This window comes from Thauera aromatica K172 (genome assembly GCF_003030465.1).
In the GTDB taxonomy this organism is placed as follows: Bacteria; Pseudomonadota; Gammaproteobacteria; order Burkholderiales; family Rhodocyclaceae; genus Thauera; species Thauera aromatica.
On record NZ_CP028339.1, the window covers coordinates 3,528,348 to 3,547,606 of the forward strand.

Genomic DNA, 19,259 nt, shown 5'->3' on the forward strand with positions numbered 1-19,259 from the left:
GTGCCCTCGACCGGGGCCCTTTTCGTTTTTCCGATTCGAGGATCCGATCATGAAACCGACCCACACTCTTCCTGCCGCACAGTCCTGCCCGCCCGCCCCGGTCGCCGCCGAGGTGACCACCCCCGCGCCCACCCTCGCCGTGCGCAAGAGCTGCAACCCCGACGGCATCGGCCTGTCGCATTACGTGCTGATGGACCGAAAGGCGGCGAAATGAGGGCCGCCCCGCTCCCGCCGCCGGGCCCGCGGCTGATTCCGGTCGACATCGGCCACCCGGTCTACGCCGCCCTCACCGATCCGGCGACCGCGTTCTGGGCGCTGGTGGACAAGACCCGGGTCGATGCCGAGCTCGCCGGCGGCGCGCTTCTCGACGGCTACCGCGCCCGTTTCGACGAGTTCGCCCGCGAACTGCATGCGCTGCGTTTCGGCCTCAAGCCTTCCGGCGTGTATCTGAACCCGACCGAGCGCTGCAACCTCGACTGCCGCTACTGCTACCTGCCCGGCGAACAGCGCAGCGGCGGCCGCCACATGCCGGCGCAGACCCTGCTCGACTCGCTGCAGGCACTGAAGGACTACTTCGCGTCGACGTTGGGCGGCAGCGGGCGCAAGCCGCGCGCGATCTTCCACGGTGCCGAGCCCTTGATGAACAAGGACGCGGTGTTCACCGCGATCGACGCTTTCGCCGACGACTTCGCCTTCGGCGTGCAGACCAACGGCACCCTCCTCGACGACGCGGCGATCGCCTTCCTCACCGCGCGCAACGTCAGCATCGGGCTGTCGCTCGACGGCCCCGCCGCCGCGATCACCGATGCCACCCGGCGCACCTGGGGAGGGCAGAGCGTGCACGGCAAGGTGCTCGCGGCGATGGAAAAGCTGCGCGGCTACGGCTCGTGGAGCGTGATCACCACCTGCACCGGGGAAAACCTGCCGTGGCTGAGCGAGATGGTCGAGCTCTTCCACGCCCACGAAGTGCCGACCTGCATGCTCAACACCGTGCGCTGCACACTGCCCGGCGCGCGCGGGGTGAAGCCGGCCGATGCCGACATGGGGCGCGCCTTTTTCGCCGCCCTCGACCGCAGCCACGCGCTCTACCGGGAGAGCGGGCGCAAGCTGGTGGTGGCGAACTTCGCCAACATCGTGCTCGCGATCCTGGCGCCGAGCGCGCGCCGCCTGATGTGCGACATCTCGCCCTGCGGCGGCGGGCGCGCCTTCTTCGCCCTTGCCGCCGACGGCAGCCTTTATCCGTGCAGCGAGTTCATCGGCCTGCCGCGCTTCAACGGCGGCAAGCTGGTCGACGGCGGCGTCGACGCGGCCCTCGCCTCGCCGGCGTTCCGCCCGGTGATCGAACGCGACGTGGACCGCTTCAGCCCCTGCGCCGAGTGCGCGATCCGCCATTTCTGTGGCTCGCCCTGCCCGGCCGAGGCGCACGAGATGAACGGCGGCATGGGCCGCACCGGTGCCTTCTGCGAGTTCTACAAGGAGCAGGTCAGTTACGCCCTGCGCCTGATCGCCGACGGCAAGGCCGACGACTTCCTGTGGGACGGCTGGGACGAGGGCACGGAGACCACTTTCCAGCTGCAATAGGGCGGCGGCTGGCGGAAGACGAAAAAAATCCCGCATCAGCGGGATTTTTCTGCACGCACAGCGCGGGCGTCAGCCGCGCGAACCGCGCTCGCGGCGGTCGCCGAAGCCGCGATCGCCACGGCCAGAGGGCTGGGCGTCGCGGCCGAAGCCTGCGCCGCTGCGCCGGCTGTCACCGCCCGGGCGGCCGTAGCCGCTCCCCGGCTTGGCGCCGCTGCCGAAGCGCCGACCGCCGTTGCCGGCCGGGCGCGGCGCGGACGGCTTGCGCGGCGAGGGTTCCATGCCGGGAATCGTATGCACCGCGAGGCGGTCGCCGGTGAAGCGCTCGATGGCGCGGATCAGCCCGGTCTCGCGCGGGCCGGACAGGGTGATCGCGATCCCGTCGCGGCCGGCGCGGCCGGTGCGGCCGATGCGGTGCACGTAGTCCTCGGCCTGACGCGGCGGATCGAAGTTGATGACGTGGCTGATGCCGGCGACGTCGATCCCGCGCGCGGCGACGTCGGTCGCCACGAGCACGCCGATGCGGCCCTGGCGCAGGCGGTCGAGGGTGCGGTTGCGCTGGGTCTGGTGCATGTCGCCGTGGAGCGCAGCAGCGGCGATGCCCTTTTCCTGGAGCGACAGCGACAGTTCGTCGGCACTGCGCTTGGTGGCGGTGAACACCACCGCCTGGTTCATGCCGTTTTCGCCCAGCAGGGCCTCGAGCAGGCGGTTCTTGTGGCCGAGGTCGTCGGCGAACATCAGGCGCTGCTCGATCTGGCCGCGATCCTGCTGGGCGACCTCGATCTCGATGCGCTCGGCATCGCGGGTGATGCGCGTCGCCATGCTGCCGACCACGCCGTCGAGGGTGGCGGAGAACAGCAGGGTCTGGCGCTTGCCCGGGGTCGCGGCGACGATGGCGTCGATGTCTTCGGCAAACCCCATGTCGAGCATGCGGTCGGCTTCATCGAGGATCAGCACTTCGACGTCGGACAGCCTGAGCTTGCGCCGGTTGAGGTGATCGAGGAGGCGCCCGGGGGTGGCGACGACGACGTCGCACTGGCGCTGCAGCTGCTTGACCTGGGCGAACATCGGCGCGCCGCCGACGAGGCAGGCGGTGTTGAGCCAGCGCAGGCCCTTGCCGTAGGTCTGGACCGCCTTTTCGACCTGCTGGGCGAGTTCGCGGGTGGGCGTCAGCACCAGCACGCGCGGCCCGCTGCCCGGCGCAGGCCGGCGATCGATGATCTTGTGCAGGGCGGGCAGGGTGAACGCGGCGGTCTTGCCGCTGCCGGTATGGCTGGAAACGAGCAGGTCGCGTCCGGCGATGGCGGCGGGGATGGCCTGCTGCTGCACCGGAGTGGGCGTGGTATAGCCGGTCTGCTCGATGGCCTTGAGGAGTTCTGCGGCAAGGCCGAGAGTCTGGAACGTCATGGTTCTTCCTGTCTTTCTGGCCGCCACTGCAGCGGCGGCCGGGTTCGGCGCGCATCCGGGATGGGCGCCGCAATGGCATCGCGCCGCGGCGAACCGGCCAAAGGCAGGTGCGCTGCGTGGAATCGCAAAGGCGACGAACGCGCGATGGGCGTGGCCGGTCTGGCCAGCATCGGTCGCAAAGACCGGGCCGGGAAGACCGCGCATCGGCACCAACCGGTTGTCACGAGCCAGACGATCGGAAGAACGAATGGGAATTCGGCGGGAGGTCGGGGGCGATGGGGCTGTGGTTACAGTCCCTCGGGCCGAATGTTGCGGAGATGGCGGACGCTCCGGTCCGCGGCAAAAACCGCGATGGCCCTTCTGCTGCATTGCACAACGACGCGCAGTATAACCGTTCCCGGCGAAACTGTCGCCAGGAAAATGCAGCGACGGACTGGCCGCAGGAAAACGGGCCGGCGCACGATGCGCCGGCCCGTCTGGAAGCGGCTGCTCCGGGTATTACTTGTTGACGGCGGACTTGAGCGTGGCGCCGGCGGTGAACTTGGGAACGCTGGAAGCGGCGATTTCGATCGCGGCCCCGGTCTGGGGATTACGGCCGGTGCGGGCGGCGCGCTCGGAGACCTCGAAGGAGCCGAAGCCGGTGAAGGCGACCTTTTCGCCCTTGGCGAGTTGCTCGGCGATGATGTCGAGCACGGCCGACAGCGCGCGGTCGGCCTGAGCGCGGGAAAAATCCAGGCGGTCGGCCAGGGCTTCGACGAATTCACCTTTATTCATGCTTTTCCTCGATTGGTGTGAATGGATTCGGATTGTCCGGGATGATCCGGTCTGCGCGGATTCTAGCACCGCCGCCGAATCCGGGGCGCTTCCCGATGTTCGGGCTGCGGCAGGGGGCTACCCTAACGCAAGTCGGGTACGAATGCACGATCGCGCCGCGTTTTCACGCTCCACGCCACCAACGCGGCGCGGGCGCGCGGGAGCGGGAGCGGGAGCGGGAGCGGGAGCGGGAGCGGGAGCGGAGACAAGCATTCCCCGGATCGCCGTGAAAGCGCCCGCCCTGCCGCGTATCGCCGCGTCACGAGGCGGCGATGCGCGCTATCCTTGCGCCACGCCCTGGATACTCCGGCCGGATTCGAGCATGCCCGACACCCCGACGACGGATCGCCCGCCGATCCACATCACCGCCTACCGCCGCGGCGGACACATCGGCCGCATCGAGATGTCCCTGCCCGCACGCGGCTGGATGGGCGGCTCGGTGATCGGCCTCGAACCGGCCACCGCATTGCGCCAGCTCGGCGAACAGGCCAGCCACAGTCCGCGGGCCCATACCCGTGCGCTCGCGCTCGCCTGCCAGGCGGCGGCAGGCGAGCACGCACCGTCCCGCGACGCCTGGTTCGCGATCGAGCGCGAGCTGGCGGCCGAAGCCGTCGACACCCACCTCCGCCGCCTGCTGATCGACTGGCCGCAGCAATTCGGCTTCGACGCCCGCCACAACCGCTTCGCCGAATTCCACCGCCGTCTGATCACCCCCCACGGCGCGGAAGCCGCGTTCGCGCTCGGCGGCGAAGTCCTCGACCTCGTCGCCCGCGAGTTGCTCGCCGGTTTCTTCAACCAGATCCGCATGCCCCACGGCATCGGTGAGTTCATCGAGCGGGTGAACGCCGGCGGCAGCCTCGGTTCGATCATGGCGGAGCTGATCGCGCTCGGCGCCAGCGGGCCGCCCTGCGGCGCCGCCGTGCCCTTGCTCGGCACCCTGAGCGCCGCGGCCTGGGCCACGGCCGTCGGCGGCTGGCCGAGCGCGGAGTTCGTCGCCCGCCCGACCTACGCCGGCGAGCCCGCCGAAACCGGGCCGCTGGCGCGCCACGCCGCGTCCCCGCTGGTACGCCTGCTGCTCGACCGCGGCCACCGCGTCTCCGCCCGCCTGCTGGCGAAAGCGATCGAAGTCGCCGACTGCGCCAGCCGGATGCGCTACCCCTTCACCGACGATGTGCCGGCGCTGCTCGACGCGACCGCCGCCGGCGCCGGTGCAGGCCTGGCCCGGGTGGAAACCGCGCGCGGCGTGCTGTTGTGCTGGGTACGCCTGGCGGAGGGCGTGATCGCCGACTGCGCGATCATTCCCGCGGGGGCCTGGAACCTGCATCCGGACGGCGTGTTCTACCGCGAGGCGATGAGCCCCGGCAACGGGTCGGAAGACCACGCCGCCGCCCTGCAGCGCCTGTCGGTACTCGCGCTCGCGCTCGATCCTTCGCTGCCGCACGTGATCGAGGTGGTCGACGAATCATCCGCCGAACCGGGTAGCGGCACTGCACTCAGCCCGCCAGACGCCGGTAGGCACCGCTGAAATACAGCAGCGGCAGGCGCTCTTCGCGATCGAAGCCGACCACCTCGCTGATGAACACGACGTGATCGCCGCCGGCATGGCGCACGGTATTGCGGCACTCGAAGCGCGCGCAACATCCCTTCAGCAGCGGTACGCCGCCGACGCCGTGCTCGAACTCGAGGCCGCTGAAGCGGTCGCCGGTGCGGCTGGCGAAGCGCTGCGAAAGCTCGATCTGGTCTTCGGCGAGGACGTTGATCGCGTAGTATTCGCAGGCTTCAAACAGCGGCCGGCTGGGCAGATCGTTCGACAGGCTCCAGACAATCAGCGGCGGATCGAGCGACACCGAGTTGAAGGAATTCACCGTGAGGCCGATCGGTTCGCCGGCAGGCGTGCGCGCCGTCACCACCGTGATGCCGGTGGCGAACATGCCGAGTGCGTTACGGAAGCGGCGCGCCGCATCTTCGTCGGAAAAAGTCTGTTGGGTCATATGAGGAACGGTCGCGGTCGGTCCGCGCGGCAGGGGAAGGCGATCAAAGCGTCGATTATCACCGGGCGCCCCCCGAGCGTCGAGGTCGCCGGACGCTCCTCGGGATCGGGTCGCTCCGGCACAGGAAAACACTGGGAAAAAACCGTGAGATGAGTGAATTCGCCCCCCGCCTCCTTGCCTGGCAGCGCGGACACGGCCGCCACGACCTGCCTTGGCAGGGCGGAGGTGATCCTTACCGCATCTGGCTGTCGGAAATCATGCTCCAGCAGACCCGGGTCGACACCGTGATTCCCTATTACCAGCGCTTCCTGGCTCGGTTTCCCGACCTCGCCGGCCTTGCCGCCGCACCGGTCGAAGAAGTCATGGCGTTGTGGAGCGGCCTCGGCTATTACGCCCGCGCACGCAACCTGCACCGCGCCGCACAGGTGGTGATGACGGAGCACGGCGGTGTTTTTCCGCACAATGCGGCAACGATCGCCACCCTGCCCGGCGTCGGCCGCTCGACCGCGGCGGCGATCGCCGCCTTCGCCTTCGACGAGCGCGCCGCGATCCTCGACGGCAACGTCAAGCGCGTGCTGTGCCGGATCTTCGGCATCGAGGGTTTTCCCGGCGACAAGGCGGTGGAAGACCGCCTGTGGGCGCTGGCCGAATCGCTGCTGCCGGAACACGAACCCGGGCGCTACATCCAGGCCCAGATGGATCTCGGCGCGATGCTGTGCACCCGCGCCCGGCCGGCCTGCGCGCGCTGCCCGTTCCACGGCGACTGCATCGCCCGGCGCACCGGCCGCATCGCCGAGCTTCCTGCAGCACGCCCGAAAAAAGCCGTACCGCGGCGCAGTGCGCGCTTCGCGGTACTGATCCGCGGCCGCGAAGTCCTGCTCGAGCGGCGACCGCCGGCCGGCATCTGGGGCGGCCTGCTCGCCCTGCCGGAAATTCCCGCGGATGCGGCAGACCCCGCTGCCTGGGTGCGTGGGCGCACCGGCCTCGCCTGCATCGAGGGCGCCCCGCTGGCGCCGCTGACTCATACGTTCACCCACTTCACACTCGACATCCAGCCGGTGCTGCTGCGCGCAAGCTCCCCCGCCGCAGCGGCGACGGCCGACGATGGCGCCCTCCACTGGCAGGCGTTCGCCGCTCTGCAACAGGCGGCGCTGCCGGCCGCGGTGCGCAAGATTCTCGATGCCGTCGCCGGCATCGAGCTGTTTTGCGCGAGCGGCGCAGGCTCATCGCCGCGCTGACGGCGCAGCGGAACTTCGCTTCAGAACGGCAGACGGCGGCGGGGTGCGGCGGGGGCGCTGGCCTTGCGCACCGGCTCGGGCGCGACTGCGGACGCCTTTACCGGCTTGCGCGGCTGATTCATCTCTTCGCGGGCAAAACGCACCTTGCCTTCGAGTTCGCAACCGCGCATGCCGGGCGAGCAGATCGCGCCGCGCACGCGCTGGCAGATACCGTTCAGGTCGTGGGGACAGCTCCAGGCACTCATGGGTGGGACAAGCTCCGAAAAACGGCGGGAAAAACACTCCCAAGCCCATACTATCGGCCGCCCGCGCATCAGAAGCAAGCGCCCCCCGCCCGTTTGCCTTCGTTACAGCGCGCCGCGGAAGATCGCTTCGATCTCGACCTGACCCGCCGGGCGCGGGTTGGTCAGCCCGCAGGCGTCCTTGAGCGCGTTGGCGGCGAGCGTCGGGATGTCCTCGGCCTTGACTCCGAGCTGGGCGAGCCCGGCCGGGATGCCGACGTCGGCGGCAAGCCGGCGGATCTCGGCCAGGCAGCGCTCGGCAGCGGCGGCCTCGTCGAGTCCGCCGAGCTCGGCTCCCATCGCACGCGCGACCTCGGCCAGGCGGGCGGCGGCGACGGGGGCGTTGAACGCCTCGACGTGCGGCAGCAGCACCGCGTTGCACACGCCGTGCGGCAGATCGTAGAAGCCGCCGAGCTGGTGCGCCATTGCATGGACGTAGCCGAGCGAGGCGTTGTTGAACGCCATCCCGGCGAGGAACTGGGCGTAGGCCATCTGCTCGCGCGCTTCGAGGTCCTGGCCGTCGGCCACGGCGCGGCGCAGGTTAGCCGCGATCAGGGTCACCGCCTTCAGCGCGCAGGCGTCGGTGATCGGCGTCGCCGCGGTGGACACGTAGGCCTCGACCGCGTGGGTGAGTGCGTCCATGCCGGTGGCGGCGGTCAGCGCCGCCGGCTTGGCGAGCATCAGCGAGGGGTCGTTGACCGACAGGATCGGAGTGACGTTGCGGTCGACGATCGCCATTTTGATGTGGCGCACCTCGTCGGTGATGATGCAAAAGCGCGTCATCTCGCTCGCGGTGCCGGCGGTGGTGTTGATCGCGATCAGCGGCAGCTGGGGCTTGGCCGAACGGTCCACCCCCTCGTAGTCGCCGATCCGCCCGCCGTTGGCCGCGACCAGCGCGATGCCCTTGGCGCAGTCGTGCGGCGAGCCGCCGCCGAGCGAGATCACGCAGTCGCAGCCCTTGGCGCGCAGCAGCGCGAGCCCGGCGTCGACGTTGGCGACGGTCGGATTCGGCTGCGCACCGTCGAACACCGTCGCCTGGATGTCGTGCGCGGCGAGCAGGCCCGCGACCTTGGCGGCGACGCCGGCGCGGGCGAGGCCGGCATCGGTGACGATCAGGGCGTGGCGAAAGCCGTAGCCGCGGATCGCGCTCACCGCCTCGGCGAGGCAGCCGGCGCCCATCAGGTTGACGGGGGGAATGAAGAAAGTGGTCGTGCTCATGGTCGTATTTCCTTTGGATCTGGCCCGAACCGAAGTCCGGCGCCGGAAATGAAGCGGGTTCTTGCCCCCGGGGCCTGCAAACGACGTCTGCGGGAGGCGCCTGCGGGAGGCGGATGACGGCGGCGGAAAGGCGGACAGGTTCAGAAGAAGCCGAGCTTGTCCTCGCTGTAGCTCACCAGCAGGTTCTTGGTCTGCTGATAGTGTTCGAGCATCATCTTGTGGGTCTCGCGGCCGATGCCCGACTGCTTGTAGCCGCCGAACGCCGCATGCGCCGGATAGGCGTGGTAGCAGTTGGTCCACACGCGGCCGGCCTCGAGCTGGCGGCCGAGGTGGAAAGCGGTGTTGATGTTGCGCGTCCACACTCCGGCACCGAGTCCGAACGGGGTATCGTTGGCGATCGCGAGCGCCTCCTCACGGTCGCGGAAGGTCGTCACCGACACCACCGGGCCGAAGATCTCCTCCTGGAAGACGCGCATCTTGTTGTGGCCCTTGAACACCGTCGGCCGGATGTAGAAGCCGCCGGCAAGCTCGCCGCCGAGGCAGGCGCGCTCGCCGCCGGCGAGCACTTCGGCGCCCTCGTCGCGGCCGATCGCCAGGTAGCGCTCGATCTTGTCCCTCTGCTCGGCCGAGGCCTGGGCGCCGATCATCGTCGCCGGATCGAGCGGGTTGCCCTGGCGGATCTCGGCGACGCGCTGCAAGGCGCGCTCGATGAAGCGCTCGTAGATCGACTCTTGGATCAGCGCGCGACTCGGGCAGGTGCACACCTCGCCCTGGTTCAGCGCGAACATCACGAAGCCCTCGATCGCCTTGTCGAAGAAGGCATCGTCCTGCGCCGCGACATCCTCGAAGAAGATGTTCGGCGACTTGCCGCCGAGCTCGAGCGTGACCGGGATCAGGTTCTGGCTGGCGTAGCCCATGATCAGCCGCCCGGTGCCGGTCTCGCCGGTGAACGCGATCTTGGCGATGCGCTTGCTCGAGGCGAGCGGTTTGCCGGCCTCGACGCCGAAACCGTTGACGATGTTGAGCACGCCCGGCGGCAGCAGGTCGCCGACCAGTTCGGCGAACACCAGGATCGACAGCGGGGTCTGCTCGGCCGGCTTGAGCACCACGCAGTTGCCGGCGGCGAGCGCCGGGGCGAGCTTCCACGCCGCCATCAGCAGCGGGAAGTTCCACGGGATGATCTGGCCGACGACGCCGAGCGGCTCGTGGAAATGGTAGGCGACGGTGGCGTGGTCGATCTCGCCGAGACTGCCTTCCTGCGCCCGCACGCAGGCGGCGAAGTAGCGGAAGTGGTCGATCGCAAGCGGGATGTCGGCGGCGCGCGTCTCGCGGATCGGCTTGCCGTTGTCCCAGGTCTCGACCTGGGCCAGCCGCTCGAGATTGGCCTCCATGCGCTCGGCGATGCGGTTGAGTACCGCGGCGCGCTCGGCGGCGCTGGTCCGCCCCCAGGCGGCCTTGGCCTGGTGTGCGGCGTCGAGCGCGCACTCGACGTCCTCCTCGTCCGAGCGCGGAATCTCGCAGATCGGCCGCCCGGTGATCGGGGTGATGTTGTCGAAGTAGCGCCCGGCGGCCGGCGCCCGCCACTGGCCGCCGATGTAGTTGCCGTAGCGGGTCTTCAAATTCAGCCCGGCGCGGGCGGGATCGAGCATGTCCATCGTGTTCCTCCTGTGGTTATTGCATCCGTGCGGATGTAGGCAAGACAGTGCATGGAGCGTGCCAGCCGTCCAGCCTCCTGCAGCGCAACATCGCTGCACGCCTTTGCCACCGGATTTGTTTGGAGAAAATTATTGCGCCGCAGAAAAACGGCCCCATTTCCGCCGCCGCACTCGGCCGGACGGCGGCGCATAATCGCGCCGACGACCTTCTCCCAGGTGTCGCGGACCGCGACACCTGTCGCGCGACACCCGGAGCAGCACCGATGACGCCCCCACCCCTCCCCCTTGCCGAAGCCCGCCGCCGTTTTCTCGACGGTGACGACGTATCGGCACGCAGCGTGCCCGAGCCGATCCTGCATTCGTGGCGCCGCTGCCAGGGCCTGGGACTGGACGTCGGGCGCTGGCGGCCGCCGTCACGGCTGGCCGAAACCGAGCTCGCCGCCCGCCGCGAGGAGAGCGCCGACTGGCTGCAGCGGGCACGCCCGGCGATCGACGTCCTGTTCGACAGCGTGCTCGACGACGGCCACGTCGTCATCGTCGCCGACCACGGCGGGCTGATCCTCGAGCGCATGGGCCATCCGGACTTCCTCGAACGCGCCGAACGGGTCGCGCTGGCGCCGGGCATGGACTGGCGCGAGGACGTGCGCGGCACCAACGCGATCGGCACCGCGCTCGTGCTCGGCGCGGCCACCGTGCGCGGCGCCGAGCACTTCCTCGAACGCAACCGCCAGCTATCGTGCACCGCGCAGGCGATCCACGATCCGCAGGGGCGGCGCCTCGGCGTGATCGACGTCTCCGGCCAGCCACGGCGGCTGCACGACGCCCACCGCCTGCAGGTCGAGGCCGCGGTGCGCCGGATCGAGCAGTGCCTGTTCGATCGCCACGCCACCCGCCTCCACGAACTGCGCCTTGCCGCCGACCCGGCGCTGCTCGCCACCCCGCGCTGCGGCCGGCTCGGCTTCGACGACGACGGCGTGCTGCGCGCGGCCAGCCGCACGGCCCTCGCCGCGCTCGGGCTCGACTGGACGGCGCTGGGGCGGCTGCGCTTCGCGCAGCTGTGCGGACAGAGCCTGGAGCACTGGCTCAGCCGCAACGGCATCCATGTCGCCTCGCTGCGCCACGGCGGCGAGCTGTTGTCGGCACAGCTGCTGCCCGTCCGCGCCGACCTCGACCCGCTCCCGCGCGAGGCGCTCCATCCGCCCCCGTCGCCCACCGCCGCCGCCACGGCGGCGCGGCCGGAACCGCCGCACAGGCCCGCCGCGGCCGTGCTGGGAGCGCCGGCGGTGGCCGACGTCGGCCTCCCCGCAGGGCTCCTCGACACCGCGCGCCGCCTGCTCGAAGCCGACATTCCGGTGCTGCTGCTGGGCGAGACCGGGGTCGGCAAGGAGCGCTTCGTCCAGGCGCTGCACGCCGCCGGCAGCCGCCACCGCCAGCCGCTGGTGGCGGTGAACTGCGCGGCGATCCCGGAAGGGCTGATCGAGTCGGAATTGTTCGGCTACGAGGAAGGCGCGTTCACCGGCGCGCGCCGCCAGGGCAGCAAGGGCCGCCTGCGCGAGGCCGACGGCGGCGTGCTGTTCCTCGACGAGATCGGCGACATGCCGGCGAGCCTGCAGGCGCGCCTGCTGCGGGTGCTGCAGGAGCGCGTGGTACAGCCGCTGGGCGGCGGCGCGGGACAGCGGGTGGACGTGCGCATCGTCGCCGCGACCCATCGCGACCTCGCCCAGGAAGTTGCCGCCGGGCGCTTCCGTGCCGATCTCTATTACCGCCTCGGCCATTACCCGCTGCGCCTGCCGCCGCTACGCGAGCGCGGCGACGTGGCGCAGATCGCCGCCGCGCTGCTCGCCGCGCACGGCGCCGCGGCGCGCGCCATCACCCTGTCGCCGGCGCTCGCCGCCTTCATCCGCGGCTACCCGTGGCCGGGCAACCTGCGCCAGCTCGACAACCTGCTGCGCACCCTGCTCGCGCTGGTCGATGACGGCACCCTGCTGACTCCGGAGCACCTGCCCGCCACCCTGCGCGACACCGCCCCCTCGGCCGGGCGCGACGACGCGGTGCATGCCGCGCTCGCGCGCCACGGCGGCAACGCCAGCGCCGCCGCGCGCGCGCTCGGCATCAGCCGCAGCACGCTGTACCGCCGCCTGGGGCGGAACTGAGCGCTCAGCGCCCGCGCAACGCCGCGCTGGGCGGCAGGGCGCAGGCCCGCTGGTACTCGGCGGCGAGCCGCTCCACGAGCACGGCGACCGGCACCACGTCGTCGATACTGGCCACGCCCTGCCCCGCGCTCCACACGTCGCGCCATGCCCGGGCCTCGCTGCCGAGATCGTGGAGCGTCCCCTTGGCAGCCCCGGCGACCAGCGCCTCGCGCGCGAAGCCGGCCTTCTCCAGGCTCGGCCACAGGTAGTTGGCGTTGGTCCCGGAAATGGCGCCGGTATAGACGATGGCGGACGCTCCGCACTCGACCAGCATCTGCTTGTAGGCTTCCGGAGCGAGCGCCTCGCAGGTGGCGATGAAGCGGGTGCCCATGTAGGCGAAATCCGCTCCCAGCACTTCGGCGGCACGGATCGCGGCACCGTCCGCGATGCTGCCGGCGGCGACCAGGGTCCCGTGCCAGAAGGCACGGATCTCGCGGACCAGGCTCACCAGGCTTTGCGTGCCGGCATGACCGCCGGCACCGGCCGACACCGCGATGATGCCGTCGACGCCGGCCGCAATCGCCTTGCGCGCATGCTCGGCATGGATGACGTCGGAAAACACCGCGCCGCCGTAGCCGTGCACGGCGTTCACCACTTCGCCGGGATGGCCGAGGCTGGTGATCACCAGCGGCACCCGGTGGCGCACGATGGTCGCCAGGTCTTCTGCCAGGCGCGGATTGGAGCGATGCAGGATCAGGTTGATGCCGTAGGGCGCGCTCGGCGCCCCGGGATGGTCGCGGTCGTGGGCGGCGAGTTCGGCGCCGATGCGCGCGAGCCAGCCGTCGAGTTCGGCCGCAGGACGGGCGTTGAGGGCAGGAAAAGTGCCGGCCACTCCGGCCCGGCAGGCACCGATCACGAGCTCCGGGCCGGAAACCAGGAACATCGGCGCGGCGATCGCCGGGACGCGGAAGCGGCCGCGGAAGGAGGCGGGAATCGGCATGCGTTGTCCTCGATCGGGCGCCCGGGCGAACGCCCGGGAAAAGCGGACTCTAGCATGACCGGCCGCGGTCGCCGGCCGGACACCGAGCGCTCCCGATCCGGCCCGGGCGGCCCGCTGCGGGCGCCGCCAGCGGAGAACGGCGGTATCATGCTGCGCACCATGGAAGGCATCGAATCCCTTGTCTACGGCATCGGCATCGCCGGCGTCGCCGCCCAGGCCGCGGCCGGCGTACTCGACGCCGGGCGCAAGCACTTCGACCTGTTCGGCATCGTCGTCGTCGCCCTCGCCGCCGCGCTCGGCGGCGGCACGCTGCGCGACGTCTTGCTCGACCGCGCGGTGTTCTGGATCGCCGACCAGCGCTACCTGATCGGCGCGATGGCCGCCGGCCTGGCGACCTTCGCCCTGGTGCGCCTGGTACGCCTGCCCGCGCGCCTGTTCCTGTTGCCGGACGCGCTCGGGCTGGCGCTGTTTACCGTCTCCGGCACCCAGGCCGCGCTGGCGCTGGGCGCGTCCTGGCTGGTGGCGAGCCTGATGGGCGTGATCACCGGAGTGTTCGGCGGCATCGTCCGCGACGTGCTGTGCAACGAGCTGCCGCTGGTGTTCACCGGCGAGCTCTACGCCACCGCCTCGTGGGCCGGCGCCCTCCTCCTGCTCGGCCTGATGGCCCACGGCATCAGCCCCGGCCAGGCCGCGCTGGCCGGCGGTTCGCTGACCCTGGCGCTGCGGCTGTGCGCGATCCGCTTCGGCTGGCGCCTGCCGATGTTCAAGGCCCGCAGCTGACGGAGCCGCGACCGCCGGATCAGGACACCAGGCGTTCGAACATCCCCTGCTGCCACAGCACGAAGGCGATCACGGCGACGATCAGCAGGAACATCCAGGTTCCCCACGGACGCTGTTTTTCGGCATAGGGATCGGCGAGCGAACGCGAGGCGCCGGGCGGCAGCGCCGCCACCCCGGTGAGCGCGGCGCCGAACGGGATGTTGATGCGTGCCCGGGTGTTCACCGCCCAGCCGTTGGCGTCGAGCAGCGGGCCGAGGTTGCGCTGGCGCAGCTTGAACCAGGCGAGCAGCATCGACGGCCCCGAGATCAGCAGCAGCACGCCGACCACCACCAGCGGCATCTGCCAGGCCGGCAGCGACAGGAAGCCGGTGGCCACCGCCGCCAGCGCAGTGCCGATCGCCCCCAGCGCCAGCCCGATCGCAGCGAAGATGCCGGCGAACTTGGCGATGTCGAAGGCCTGGGACGGAGCCGCCGGCGCCGGCGCGGCGGCCTTCGTCCCGGCTTCGGCGACGCCGACCGCAGCGCGCTCGTCGACCGCCTTGTCGCGCGAAGCGGCGAACTTCTGGAGTTGCTCGCCGAGCATGCGACCGACGCGCTTGTACGGCGACCAGAACGCCTGGCGCACACTGATCGGCGCTTCCACCACCTTGACCACGCTGGCGTTCCAGTCACGCCCCTGGCGGTCGTAGAACACGCCGTTGCGCCCGGGCACCATCATCTCGTCGGCATCGCCGCCGGTCATCGCGGCGACGATGGTGATCGGCGCCTCGTCCTGGCGCACACACTGGCAATACACTAGGTAGGCGCCGGACAGCGGCGCCAGCGCCGCATGCCGCCCCATGTCGGCGACGCGCAGGCACAGTTCGCAGCTGCGCTGGTCCAGGTACAGCGTGCCGACCTGGAAGATCGCCTTGTCGCCGGCATCGTAGAAGTCGCTGAGGGTGACGAAATTGCGCAGCAGGGTGACGAGGTCGCGGTGGTAGCGCACCAGGCGCTCGAGGGCGTCGATCTGCGCGGCGGCGGTTTCGGCGGCACGATCCTGCGCAATCAGCGCGCTCAGCCGGGCATGCACGCCCGCCTCGAGCAGCGCGCGCAGTTCGGCCGCAGCGAGCGCGGCGACCGGCGAAGCCGGCTTCGCCGCGAGCCAGGCGCGGTAGGCGGCGAAGCGCGCGGCGAGATCCTGCCATTCGGCCTGCGACAACTCGGCGCGGGCCCCGAGGATGGGCTCGATCACGCGCGCCTGCAGGGCGGCGAGCGGGCCCTCCCAGGCCGGGTTGAGGCCCTCTCCCAGCGGCAGGGCCCGTCCCGGAGCGGCCCGCGCCAGCGGCAGCGCGGCAACCCCCGCGGCATCGGTCCCCAAGGTCTGCACGGCTAGCTCCGCATACGCCGCGTCGGCCGGATTGAGCGCGGTCGCGGCGCGTTCGTCGAACGCGGCGAGGCGGCAGCGGGTGAAGTAGTCCTCGACCTTGGCACACACCGCGTCGAACACCGCCGCGGCTTCGGCCGTGGCCTCCCCCAGCGGGAGCACGGTCTGCGGCGCGGCTTCGGCCTCGGCATGCCAGTCGGACACCGCCTGCGCCGCGGCGAAGAAGGTATCGGCGCGGTCCTGGTCGACGCCCGGCCGCCCGCTGCGGTCGTCGACGCTCCCCAGGGTGTCGACGATGAGGCCGATCGCCTTCACCAGTGCCGGATCGGACGTCGTTTCGGCAGCGAGTTCGGCGGGGACGATGCCGTCACCGTTGAAGTGCTCCGGTGCGAACAGGCGGGTGGTGTCGGCCAGATCGGCCACCGCGATCGCGCTGGCCTCGGGTTTACCGAGATAGGCCAGCGCCTTTTGCGCCGTCGCCAGCAGCTTTCCGCCTTCCGGATGGGCGCTGTCGATCGCCGCCAGCGGCAGCGCATCGGCGCCGCGGAACAGCCCGTCCGGATCCTTCAGCACCGCACACACCCAGCGCGCGGCGGCGATCACTTCGGGGGCGCGGATGCGGCCGTCGCTGTCGGTGTCGAGCAGCTGCAGCGTGCGGCTGTCGAACTCCAGCCCGGAAGTCGGGCAAGCGAGCACCGACCACAGCTTCTGGTCGAGCTCGCCGAGGTGGCGCAGATCGTCCACCGTGTCGATGCGGACCTGGTCGAAACCGCCGGAGCGGAAAAAACGCCACGTATGGCCACTGCGCCTGTCGCTGTTCGTGTTCACCTTCATCCCCCCGATCGGCACCGGTCACGCCGGCATGCGGGAAATATTGCGCTGGAATCGCCCGGGCGACAACAGGACAGGAACACGGGCGCGATTCAGCGCAGGAGGGCGCGCCGCTCAGCGATAACGCCCGCCGACGAAAGGATTGCTCTCGCGTTCCTCGCCGAACGTGGAAGTGGGGCCGTGGCCGGGAATGAAGGTGATATCGTCACCCAGGGGGAAGAGCTTGTCGCGGATCGAATGGATCAGGGTCTGATGGTCGCCGCGGGGGAAGTCGGTGCGCCCGATCGAGCCGGCGAACAGCACGTCGCCGACGATCGCCAGGCGCGCTCCAGTATGAACGAACACGACATGGCCGGGCGTATGGCCGGGGGCATGAATGACCTGCAAGCTCTCCTCGCCGACGGTGACGGTGTCGCCGTCGTGCAGCCAGCGGTCAGGCTCGAAGGCCTCGACGTCGGGAAAGCCGAAAGTGCGGCTCTGCTCCGGCATCCCTTCGATCCAGAAGCGGTCTTCTTCCTGCGGGCCTTCGATCGGCACGCCCAGCTCACGGGCGAGCTTCGCGGTGCCGCCGGCATGGTCGATGTGGCCATGGGTGACGAGGATCCGCTCCACCGTCACCCCGAGCTCGCGCACCGCGGCGAGGATGCGGTCGAGGTCGCCGCCGGGGTCCACCACCGCCGCCTTCTTGCTGCGGTCGCACCACAGGATGCTGCAGTTCTGCTCGAAGGGGGTGACCGGGACGATGCTGACCTGGATCATGGGAAGACACTCCTGAATTCATTGGGACGGGCGGCAGTTTAACCGATCGGCCTTGTACCGCCGCAGACGTGAAAAACCCGCCCGGCGACAACGGCCGCGGGGCGGGCGAAAGGTAGGCGGCAGCGCCTCCAGCCGCAGCCGGACGGGCTCAGATCACGCCCTGGGCGAGCATCGCGTCGGCGACCTTGACGAAGCCGGCGACGTTGGCGCCGTCGGAGTAGCTCACCGTACCGTCATCGCGCTGGCCGTACTTCAGGCAGGCGGCGTGGATGCCGAGCATGATTTCCTGCAGGCGGCCATCGACTTCGTCGCGCGTCCACGACATGCGCATCGCGTTCTGGCTCATCTCCAGGCCGGAGGTGGCGACGCCACCGGCGTTGCTCGCCTTGCCCGGGGCGTAGAGCACGCCGTTGTGCTCGAACACCTTCACCGCTTCGGCGGTGCTGGGCATGTTGGCGCCTTCGGCGACGGCGATCACACCGTTCTTGACCAGGGTCGCGGCGTCATTGGCGTCGAGCTCGTTCTGGGTCGCGCACGGCAGCGCGACTTCGACCGGCACATGCCACGGACGCACGCCCGGCTCGAAGCGGGCGCCGACACGCTCGGCGTACTCGGCGACGCGGCCGTAATAGTGGTTCTTGATTTCCATGAGGACGGCCAGCTTGTCGTGGGTGAAGCCTTCCTCGTCGATCACCGTGCCGCTCGAATCCGAGCAGGTGATCGGCTTCGCGCCGAGCTGGAGCAGCTTCTCGATGGCGTACTGGGCGACGTTGCCCGAGCCAGACACCGACACGCGCATCCCGGCGAAATCGCGCCCGGCATGCTCGAGCATGGCCTGGGCGAAATACACCGTGCCATAGCCGGTCGATTCGGGACGGATCAGCGAGCCGCCGAACGCGAGGCCCTTGCCGGTGAACACGCACGAGGCGTCGTTCGACAGCTTCTTCATCATCCCCGTCATGAAGCCAACCTCGCGCCCGCCGACGCCGATGTCGCCGGCGGGAACGTCGGTGTCGGAGCCGATGTGGCGATACAGTTCACTGACGAAGGCCTGGCAGAAGCGCATCACTTCGCCGGGGCTGCGGCCCTTCGGATCGAAGTCGGAACCGCCCTTGCCACCGCCCATCGGCAGCGTGGTGAGCGCGTTCTTGAAAGTCTGCTCGAAGGCGAGGAACTTCAGGATCGACAGGTTCACCGAGGGATGGAAGCGCAGGCCGCCCTTGTAAGGGCCGATGGCCGAGCTGTGCTGGATGCGATAACCGCGATTGACCTGCACATCGCCGCGGTCGTCCACCCAGGACACGCGGAACATGATCACGCGCTCGGGCTCGATCAGCCGGTCGAGGAGGGAATGCTCGGCATAACGTTGATTCGCAGAAATGAAGGGCCACAGGCTCTCCATGACTTCACTGACCGCCTGCAGGTATTCGGGCTGGCCGGGGTTGCGTTGTTCAACGTAAGCCAGGAACTCCTCGAGAGACTGATATTTCATGGTATTGAGCCTGTAGGTAGGGTGAATTGAAAATGGAGCGGACAGACACGCGCACGCGATGATCTCGGTTTTACCCGAAATCATCGCGTGCGAACCCCAATATTGTGCATCAAATTCCCCATGTTGGTGCGCAATGCGTCAAAAATTTTTATTTCCCCTCTTCGATGCACCATGGCGGTGCGGCCGGGGTAGGCCGATGCGGAATCCCGGCCGGATTGCGCCGCCGTCCTCCAAGCTCTTATCCTTCTTCTTTCCGCCCGATCCGCCCCCACTCCCGCCATGGCCCGCATCCGAATCGAACTTCCCGCCACCTTCGCCTTCCGGACCAGCATCCCGCTGCTGATCTCGCACATCAACTACGGCAACCATCTCGACAACGCCCAACTGCTCGGCGTGGTTTCCGAAGCGCGGGTGCGTTTCCTGAAATCAATGGGCTACACCGAACTCGACGTCGAAGGCTGCGGCATCATCGTCGCCGACGCCGCCGTCCAGTACCGCGCCGAAGCCTTCCACGGCGAAACGATGACGGTCGACATGACCGCCGCCGACTTCCACGAACACGGCTGCGACCTTGCATGGCGGATATCGGACCAGGCCAGCGGGCGCGAAGTGGCGCGCGGCAAGACCGGGATCATGTTCTTCGATTACGGCGCGCGGCAAAAGGCACCCGTTCCGCAGCGCTTTCGCCGGCGCTTCGCCGCATCCTGAAGCGCCCCCG

Annotated in this window: 17 protein-coding genes; 7 read left to right on the forward strand and 10 right to left on the reverse strand. The window is 69.9% G+C overall.

Translation table 11 applies throughout. The annotated features are described in order from the left end of the window. The first annotated feature begins 49 nt into the window (after window positions 1–49). On the forward strand, window positions 50–214 hold the full coding sequence (gene cbpA / locus Tharo_RS16595) for a modified peptide precursor CbpA (protein WP_107222159.1): 165 nt from the start codon (window positions 50–52) through the stop codon (window positions 212–214). Further along, window positions 211–1,581: a peptide-modifying radical SAM enzyme CbpB gene (gene cbpB, locus Tharo_RS16600; RefSeq protein WP_107222160.1), complete on the forward strand. Its 1,371-nt coding sequence runs from the start codon at window positions 211–213 to the stop codon at window positions 1,579–1,581. The genes cbpA and cbpB overlap by 4 nt, the downstream gene beginning before the upstream one ends. Window positions 1,582–1,650: 69 nt before the next feature. On the opposite strand, the gene Tharo_RS16605 is transcribed toward cbpB, so the two are convergent. Both Tharo_RS16605 and Tharo_RS16610 read right to left on the reverse strand, forming a co-directional pair. Beyond that, entirely contained in the window at window positions 1,651–2,985 is a 1,335-nt protein-coding gene (locus Tharo_RS16605; RefSeq protein WP_107222161.1) for a DEAD/DEAH box helicase, read from the reverse strand. A 498-nt stretch (window positions 2,986–3,483) separates the two neighbouring features. Further along, on the reverse strand, window positions 3,484–3,786 hold the full coding sequence (locus Tharo_RS16610) for an HU family DNA-binding protein (protein ID WP_281257447.1): 303 nt from the start codon (window positions 3,784–3,786) through the stop codon (window positions 3,484–3,486). 334 nt (window positions 3,787–4,120) lie between these two features. Here Tharo_RS16610 and Tharo_RS16615 point away from each other — a divergent pair, with 334 nt between their 5' ends. Then, the gene (locus tag Tharo_RS16615; RefSeq protein WP_107222163.1) at window positions 4,121–5,323 is read left to right on the forward strand and encodes a hypothetical protein; all 1,203 of its coding nucleotides are present in this window, start codon (window positions 4,121–4,123) and stop codon (window positions 5,321–5,323) included. Here Tharo_RS16615 and Tharo_RS16620 read toward each other — a convergent pair. Then, complete coding sequence (locus Tharo_RS16620) at window positions 5,292–5,789, reverse strand: flavin reductase family protein (RefSeq protein WP_107222164.1); 498 nt, start codon at window positions 5,787–5,789, stop codon at window positions 5,292–5,294. The genes Tharo_RS16615 and Tharo_RS16620 overlap by 32 nt on opposite strands. 149 nt (window positions 5,790–5,938) lie before the next feature. Between Tharo_RS16620 and mutY the strand changes: the two genes are divergently transcribed. After that, the gene (gene mutY, locus Tharo_RS16625; protein ID WP_107222165.1) at window positions 5,939–7,027 is read left to right on the forward strand and encodes an A/G-specific adenine glycosylase; all 1,089 of its coding nucleotides are present in this window, start codon (window positions 5,939–5,941) and stop codon (window positions 7,025–7,027) included. 20 nt (window positions 7,028–7,047) lie between these two features. On the opposite strand, the gene Tharo_RS16630 is transcribed toward mutY, so the two are convergent. The 3 genes from Tharo_RS16630 to adh all read right to left on the reverse strand — a co-directional run bounded on the left by Tharo_RS16630 (window position 7,048) and on the right by adh (window position 10,181). Beyond that, window positions 7,048–7,272, reverse strand: a complete 225-nt coding sequence (locus tag Tharo_RS16630) for a hypothetical protein (protein ID WP_107222166.1) — start codon at window positions 7,270–7,272, stop codon at window positions 7,048–7,050. A 102-nt stretch (window positions 7,273–7,374) separates the two neighbouring features. Further along, window positions 7,375–8,526 (reverse strand): L-threonine dehydrogenase, encoded by a 1,152-nt coding sequence (gene yiaY, locus Tharo_RS16635; protein WP_107222167.1) that lies wholly within the window; start codon window positions 8,524–8,526, stop codon window positions 7,375–7,377. 140 nt (window positions 8,527–8,666) lie between these two features. Further along, the gene (gene adh, locus Tharo_RS16640; RefSeq protein WP_107222168.1) at window positions 8,667–10,181 is read right to left on the reverse strand and encodes an aldehyde dehydrogenase; all 1,515 of its coding nucleotides are present in this window, start codon (window positions 10,179–10,181) and stop codon (window positions 8,667–8,669) included. A 263-nt stretch (window positions 10,182–10,444) separates the two neighbouring features. Here adh and Tharo_RS16645 point away from each other — a divergent pair, with 263 nt between their 5' ends. Beyond that, a complete protein-coding gene (locus Tharo_RS16645; RefSeq protein ID WP_107222169.1) occupies window positions 10,445–12,334 on the forward strand; it encodes a sigma-54-dependent Fis family transcriptional regulator in 1,890 nt (629 codons plus the stop codon). 4 nt (window positions 12,335–12,338) lie between these two features. On the opposite strand, the gene Tharo_RS16650 is transcribed toward Tharo_RS16645, so the two are convergent. Beyond that, window positions 12,339–13,313 (reverse strand): NAD(P)H-dependent flavin oxidoreductase, encoded by a 975-nt coding sequence (locus Tharo_RS16650; protein ID WP_107222170.1) that lies wholly within the window; start codon window positions 13,311–13,313, stop codon window positions 12,339–12,341. A gap of 147 nt (window positions 13,314–13,460) precedes the next feature. On the opposite strand from Tharo_RS16650, the gene Tharo_RS16655 reads away from it, so the two are divergent. Continuing rightward, entirely contained in the window at window positions 13,461–14,093 is a 633-nt protein-coding gene (locus Tharo_RS16655) for a trimeric intracellular cation channel family protein (RefSeq protein ID WP_245880950.1), read from the forward strand. 19 nt (window positions 14,094–14,112) lie between these two features. On the opposite strand, the gene Tharo_RS16660 is transcribed toward Tharo_RS16655, so the two are convergent. The 3 genes from Tharo_RS16660 to gdhA all read right to left on the reverse strand — a co-directional run bounded on the left by Tharo_RS16660 (window position 14,113) and on the right by gdhA (window position 18,541). Further along, on the reverse strand, window positions 14,113–16,293 hold the full coding sequence (locus tag Tharo_RS16660) for a hypothetical protein (RefSeq protein WP_211309630.1): 2,181 nt from the start codon (window positions 16,291–16,293) through the stop codon (window positions 14,113–14,115). A 111-nt stretch (window positions 16,294–16,404) separates the two neighbouring features. Next, window positions 16,405–17,049, reverse strand: a complete 645-nt coding sequence (locus Tharo_RS16665; protein WP_107222171.1) for an MBL fold metallo-hydrolase — start codon at window positions 17,047–17,049, stop codon at window positions 16,405–16,407. 148 nt (window positions 17,050–17,197) lie between these two features. Beyond that, window positions 17,198–18,541 (reverse strand): NADP-specific glutamate dehydrogenase, encoded by a 1,344-nt coding sequence (gdhA, locus tag Tharo_RS16670; protein ID WP_107222172.1) that lies wholly within the window; start codon window positions 18,539–18,541, stop codon window positions 17,198–17,200. 279 nt (window positions 18,542–18,820) lie between these two features. Here gdhA and Tharo_RS16675 point away from each other — a divergent pair, with 279 nt between their 5' ends. Next, complete coding sequence (locus Tharo_RS16675) at window positions 18,821–19,249, forward strand: acyl-CoA thioesterase (RefSeq protein ID WP_107222173.1); 429 nt, start codon at window positions 18,821–18,823, stop codon at window positions 19,247–19,249. Window positions 19,250–19,259: the final 10 nt, after the last annotated feature.

Coding starts and splice junctions, on each gene's coding strand:
- cbpA (WP_107222159.1), top strand. CDS start 50: ATGAAACCGACCCACACTCTTCCTGCCGCACAGTCCTGCCCGCCCGCC.
- cbpB (WP_107222160.1), top strand. CDS start 211: ATGAGGGCCGCCCCGCTCCCGCCGCCGGGCCCGCGGCTGATTCCGGTC.
- Tharo_RS16605 (WP_107222161.1), bottom strand. CDS start 2,985: ATGACGTTCCAGACTCTCGGCCTTGCCGCAGAACTCCTCAAGGCCATC.
- Tharo_RS16615 (WP_107222163.1), top strand. CDS start 4,121: ATGCCCGACACCCCGACGACGGATCGCCCGCCGATCCACATCACCGCC.
- Tharo_RS16620 (WP_107222164.1), bottom strand. CDS start 5,789: ATGACCCAACAGACTTTTTCCGACGAAGATGCGGCGCGCCGCTTCCGT.
- mutY (WP_107222165.1), top strand. CDS start 5,939: ATGAGTGAATTCGCCCCCCGCCTCCTTGCCTGGCAGCGCGGACACGGC.
- Tharo_RS16630 (WP_107222166.1), bottom strand. CDS start 7,272: ATGAGTGCCTGGAGCTGTCCCCACGACCTGAACGGTATCTGCCAGCGC.
- yiaY (WP_107222167.1), bottom strand. CDS start 8,526: ATGAGCACGACCACTTTCTTCATTCCCCCCGTCAACCTGATGGGCGCC.
- adh (WP_107222168.1), bottom strand. CDS start 10,181: ATGGACATGCTCGATCCCGCCCGCGCCGGGCTGAATTTGAAGACCCGC.
- Tharo_RS16645 (WP_107222169.1), top strand. CDS start 10,445: ATGACGCCCCCACCCCTCCCCCTTGCCGAAGCCCGCCGCCGTTTTCTC.
- Tharo_RS16650 (WP_107222170.1), bottom strand. CDS start 13,313: ATGCCGATTCCCGCCTCCTTCCGCGGCCGCTTCCGCGTCCCGGCGATC.
- Tharo_RS16655 (WP_245880950.1), top strand. CDS start 13,461: ATGCTGCGCACCATGGAAGGCATCGAATCCCTTGTCTACGGCATCGGC.
- Tharo_RS16660 (WP_211309630.1), bottom strand. CDS start 16,293: ATGAAGGTGAACACGAACAGCGACAGGCGCAGTGGCCATACGTGGCGT.
- Tharo_RS16665 (WP_107222171.1), bottom strand. CDS start 17,049: ATGATCCAGGTCAGCATCGTCCCGGTCACCCCCTTCGAGCAGAACTGC.
- gdhA (WP_107222172.1), bottom strand. CDS start 18,541: ATGAAATATCAGTCTCTCGAGGAGTTCCTGGCTTACGTTGAACAACGC.
- Tharo_RS16675 (WP_107222173.1), top strand. CDS start 18,821: ATGGCCCGCATCCGAATCGAACTTCCCGCCACCTTCGCCTTCCGGACC.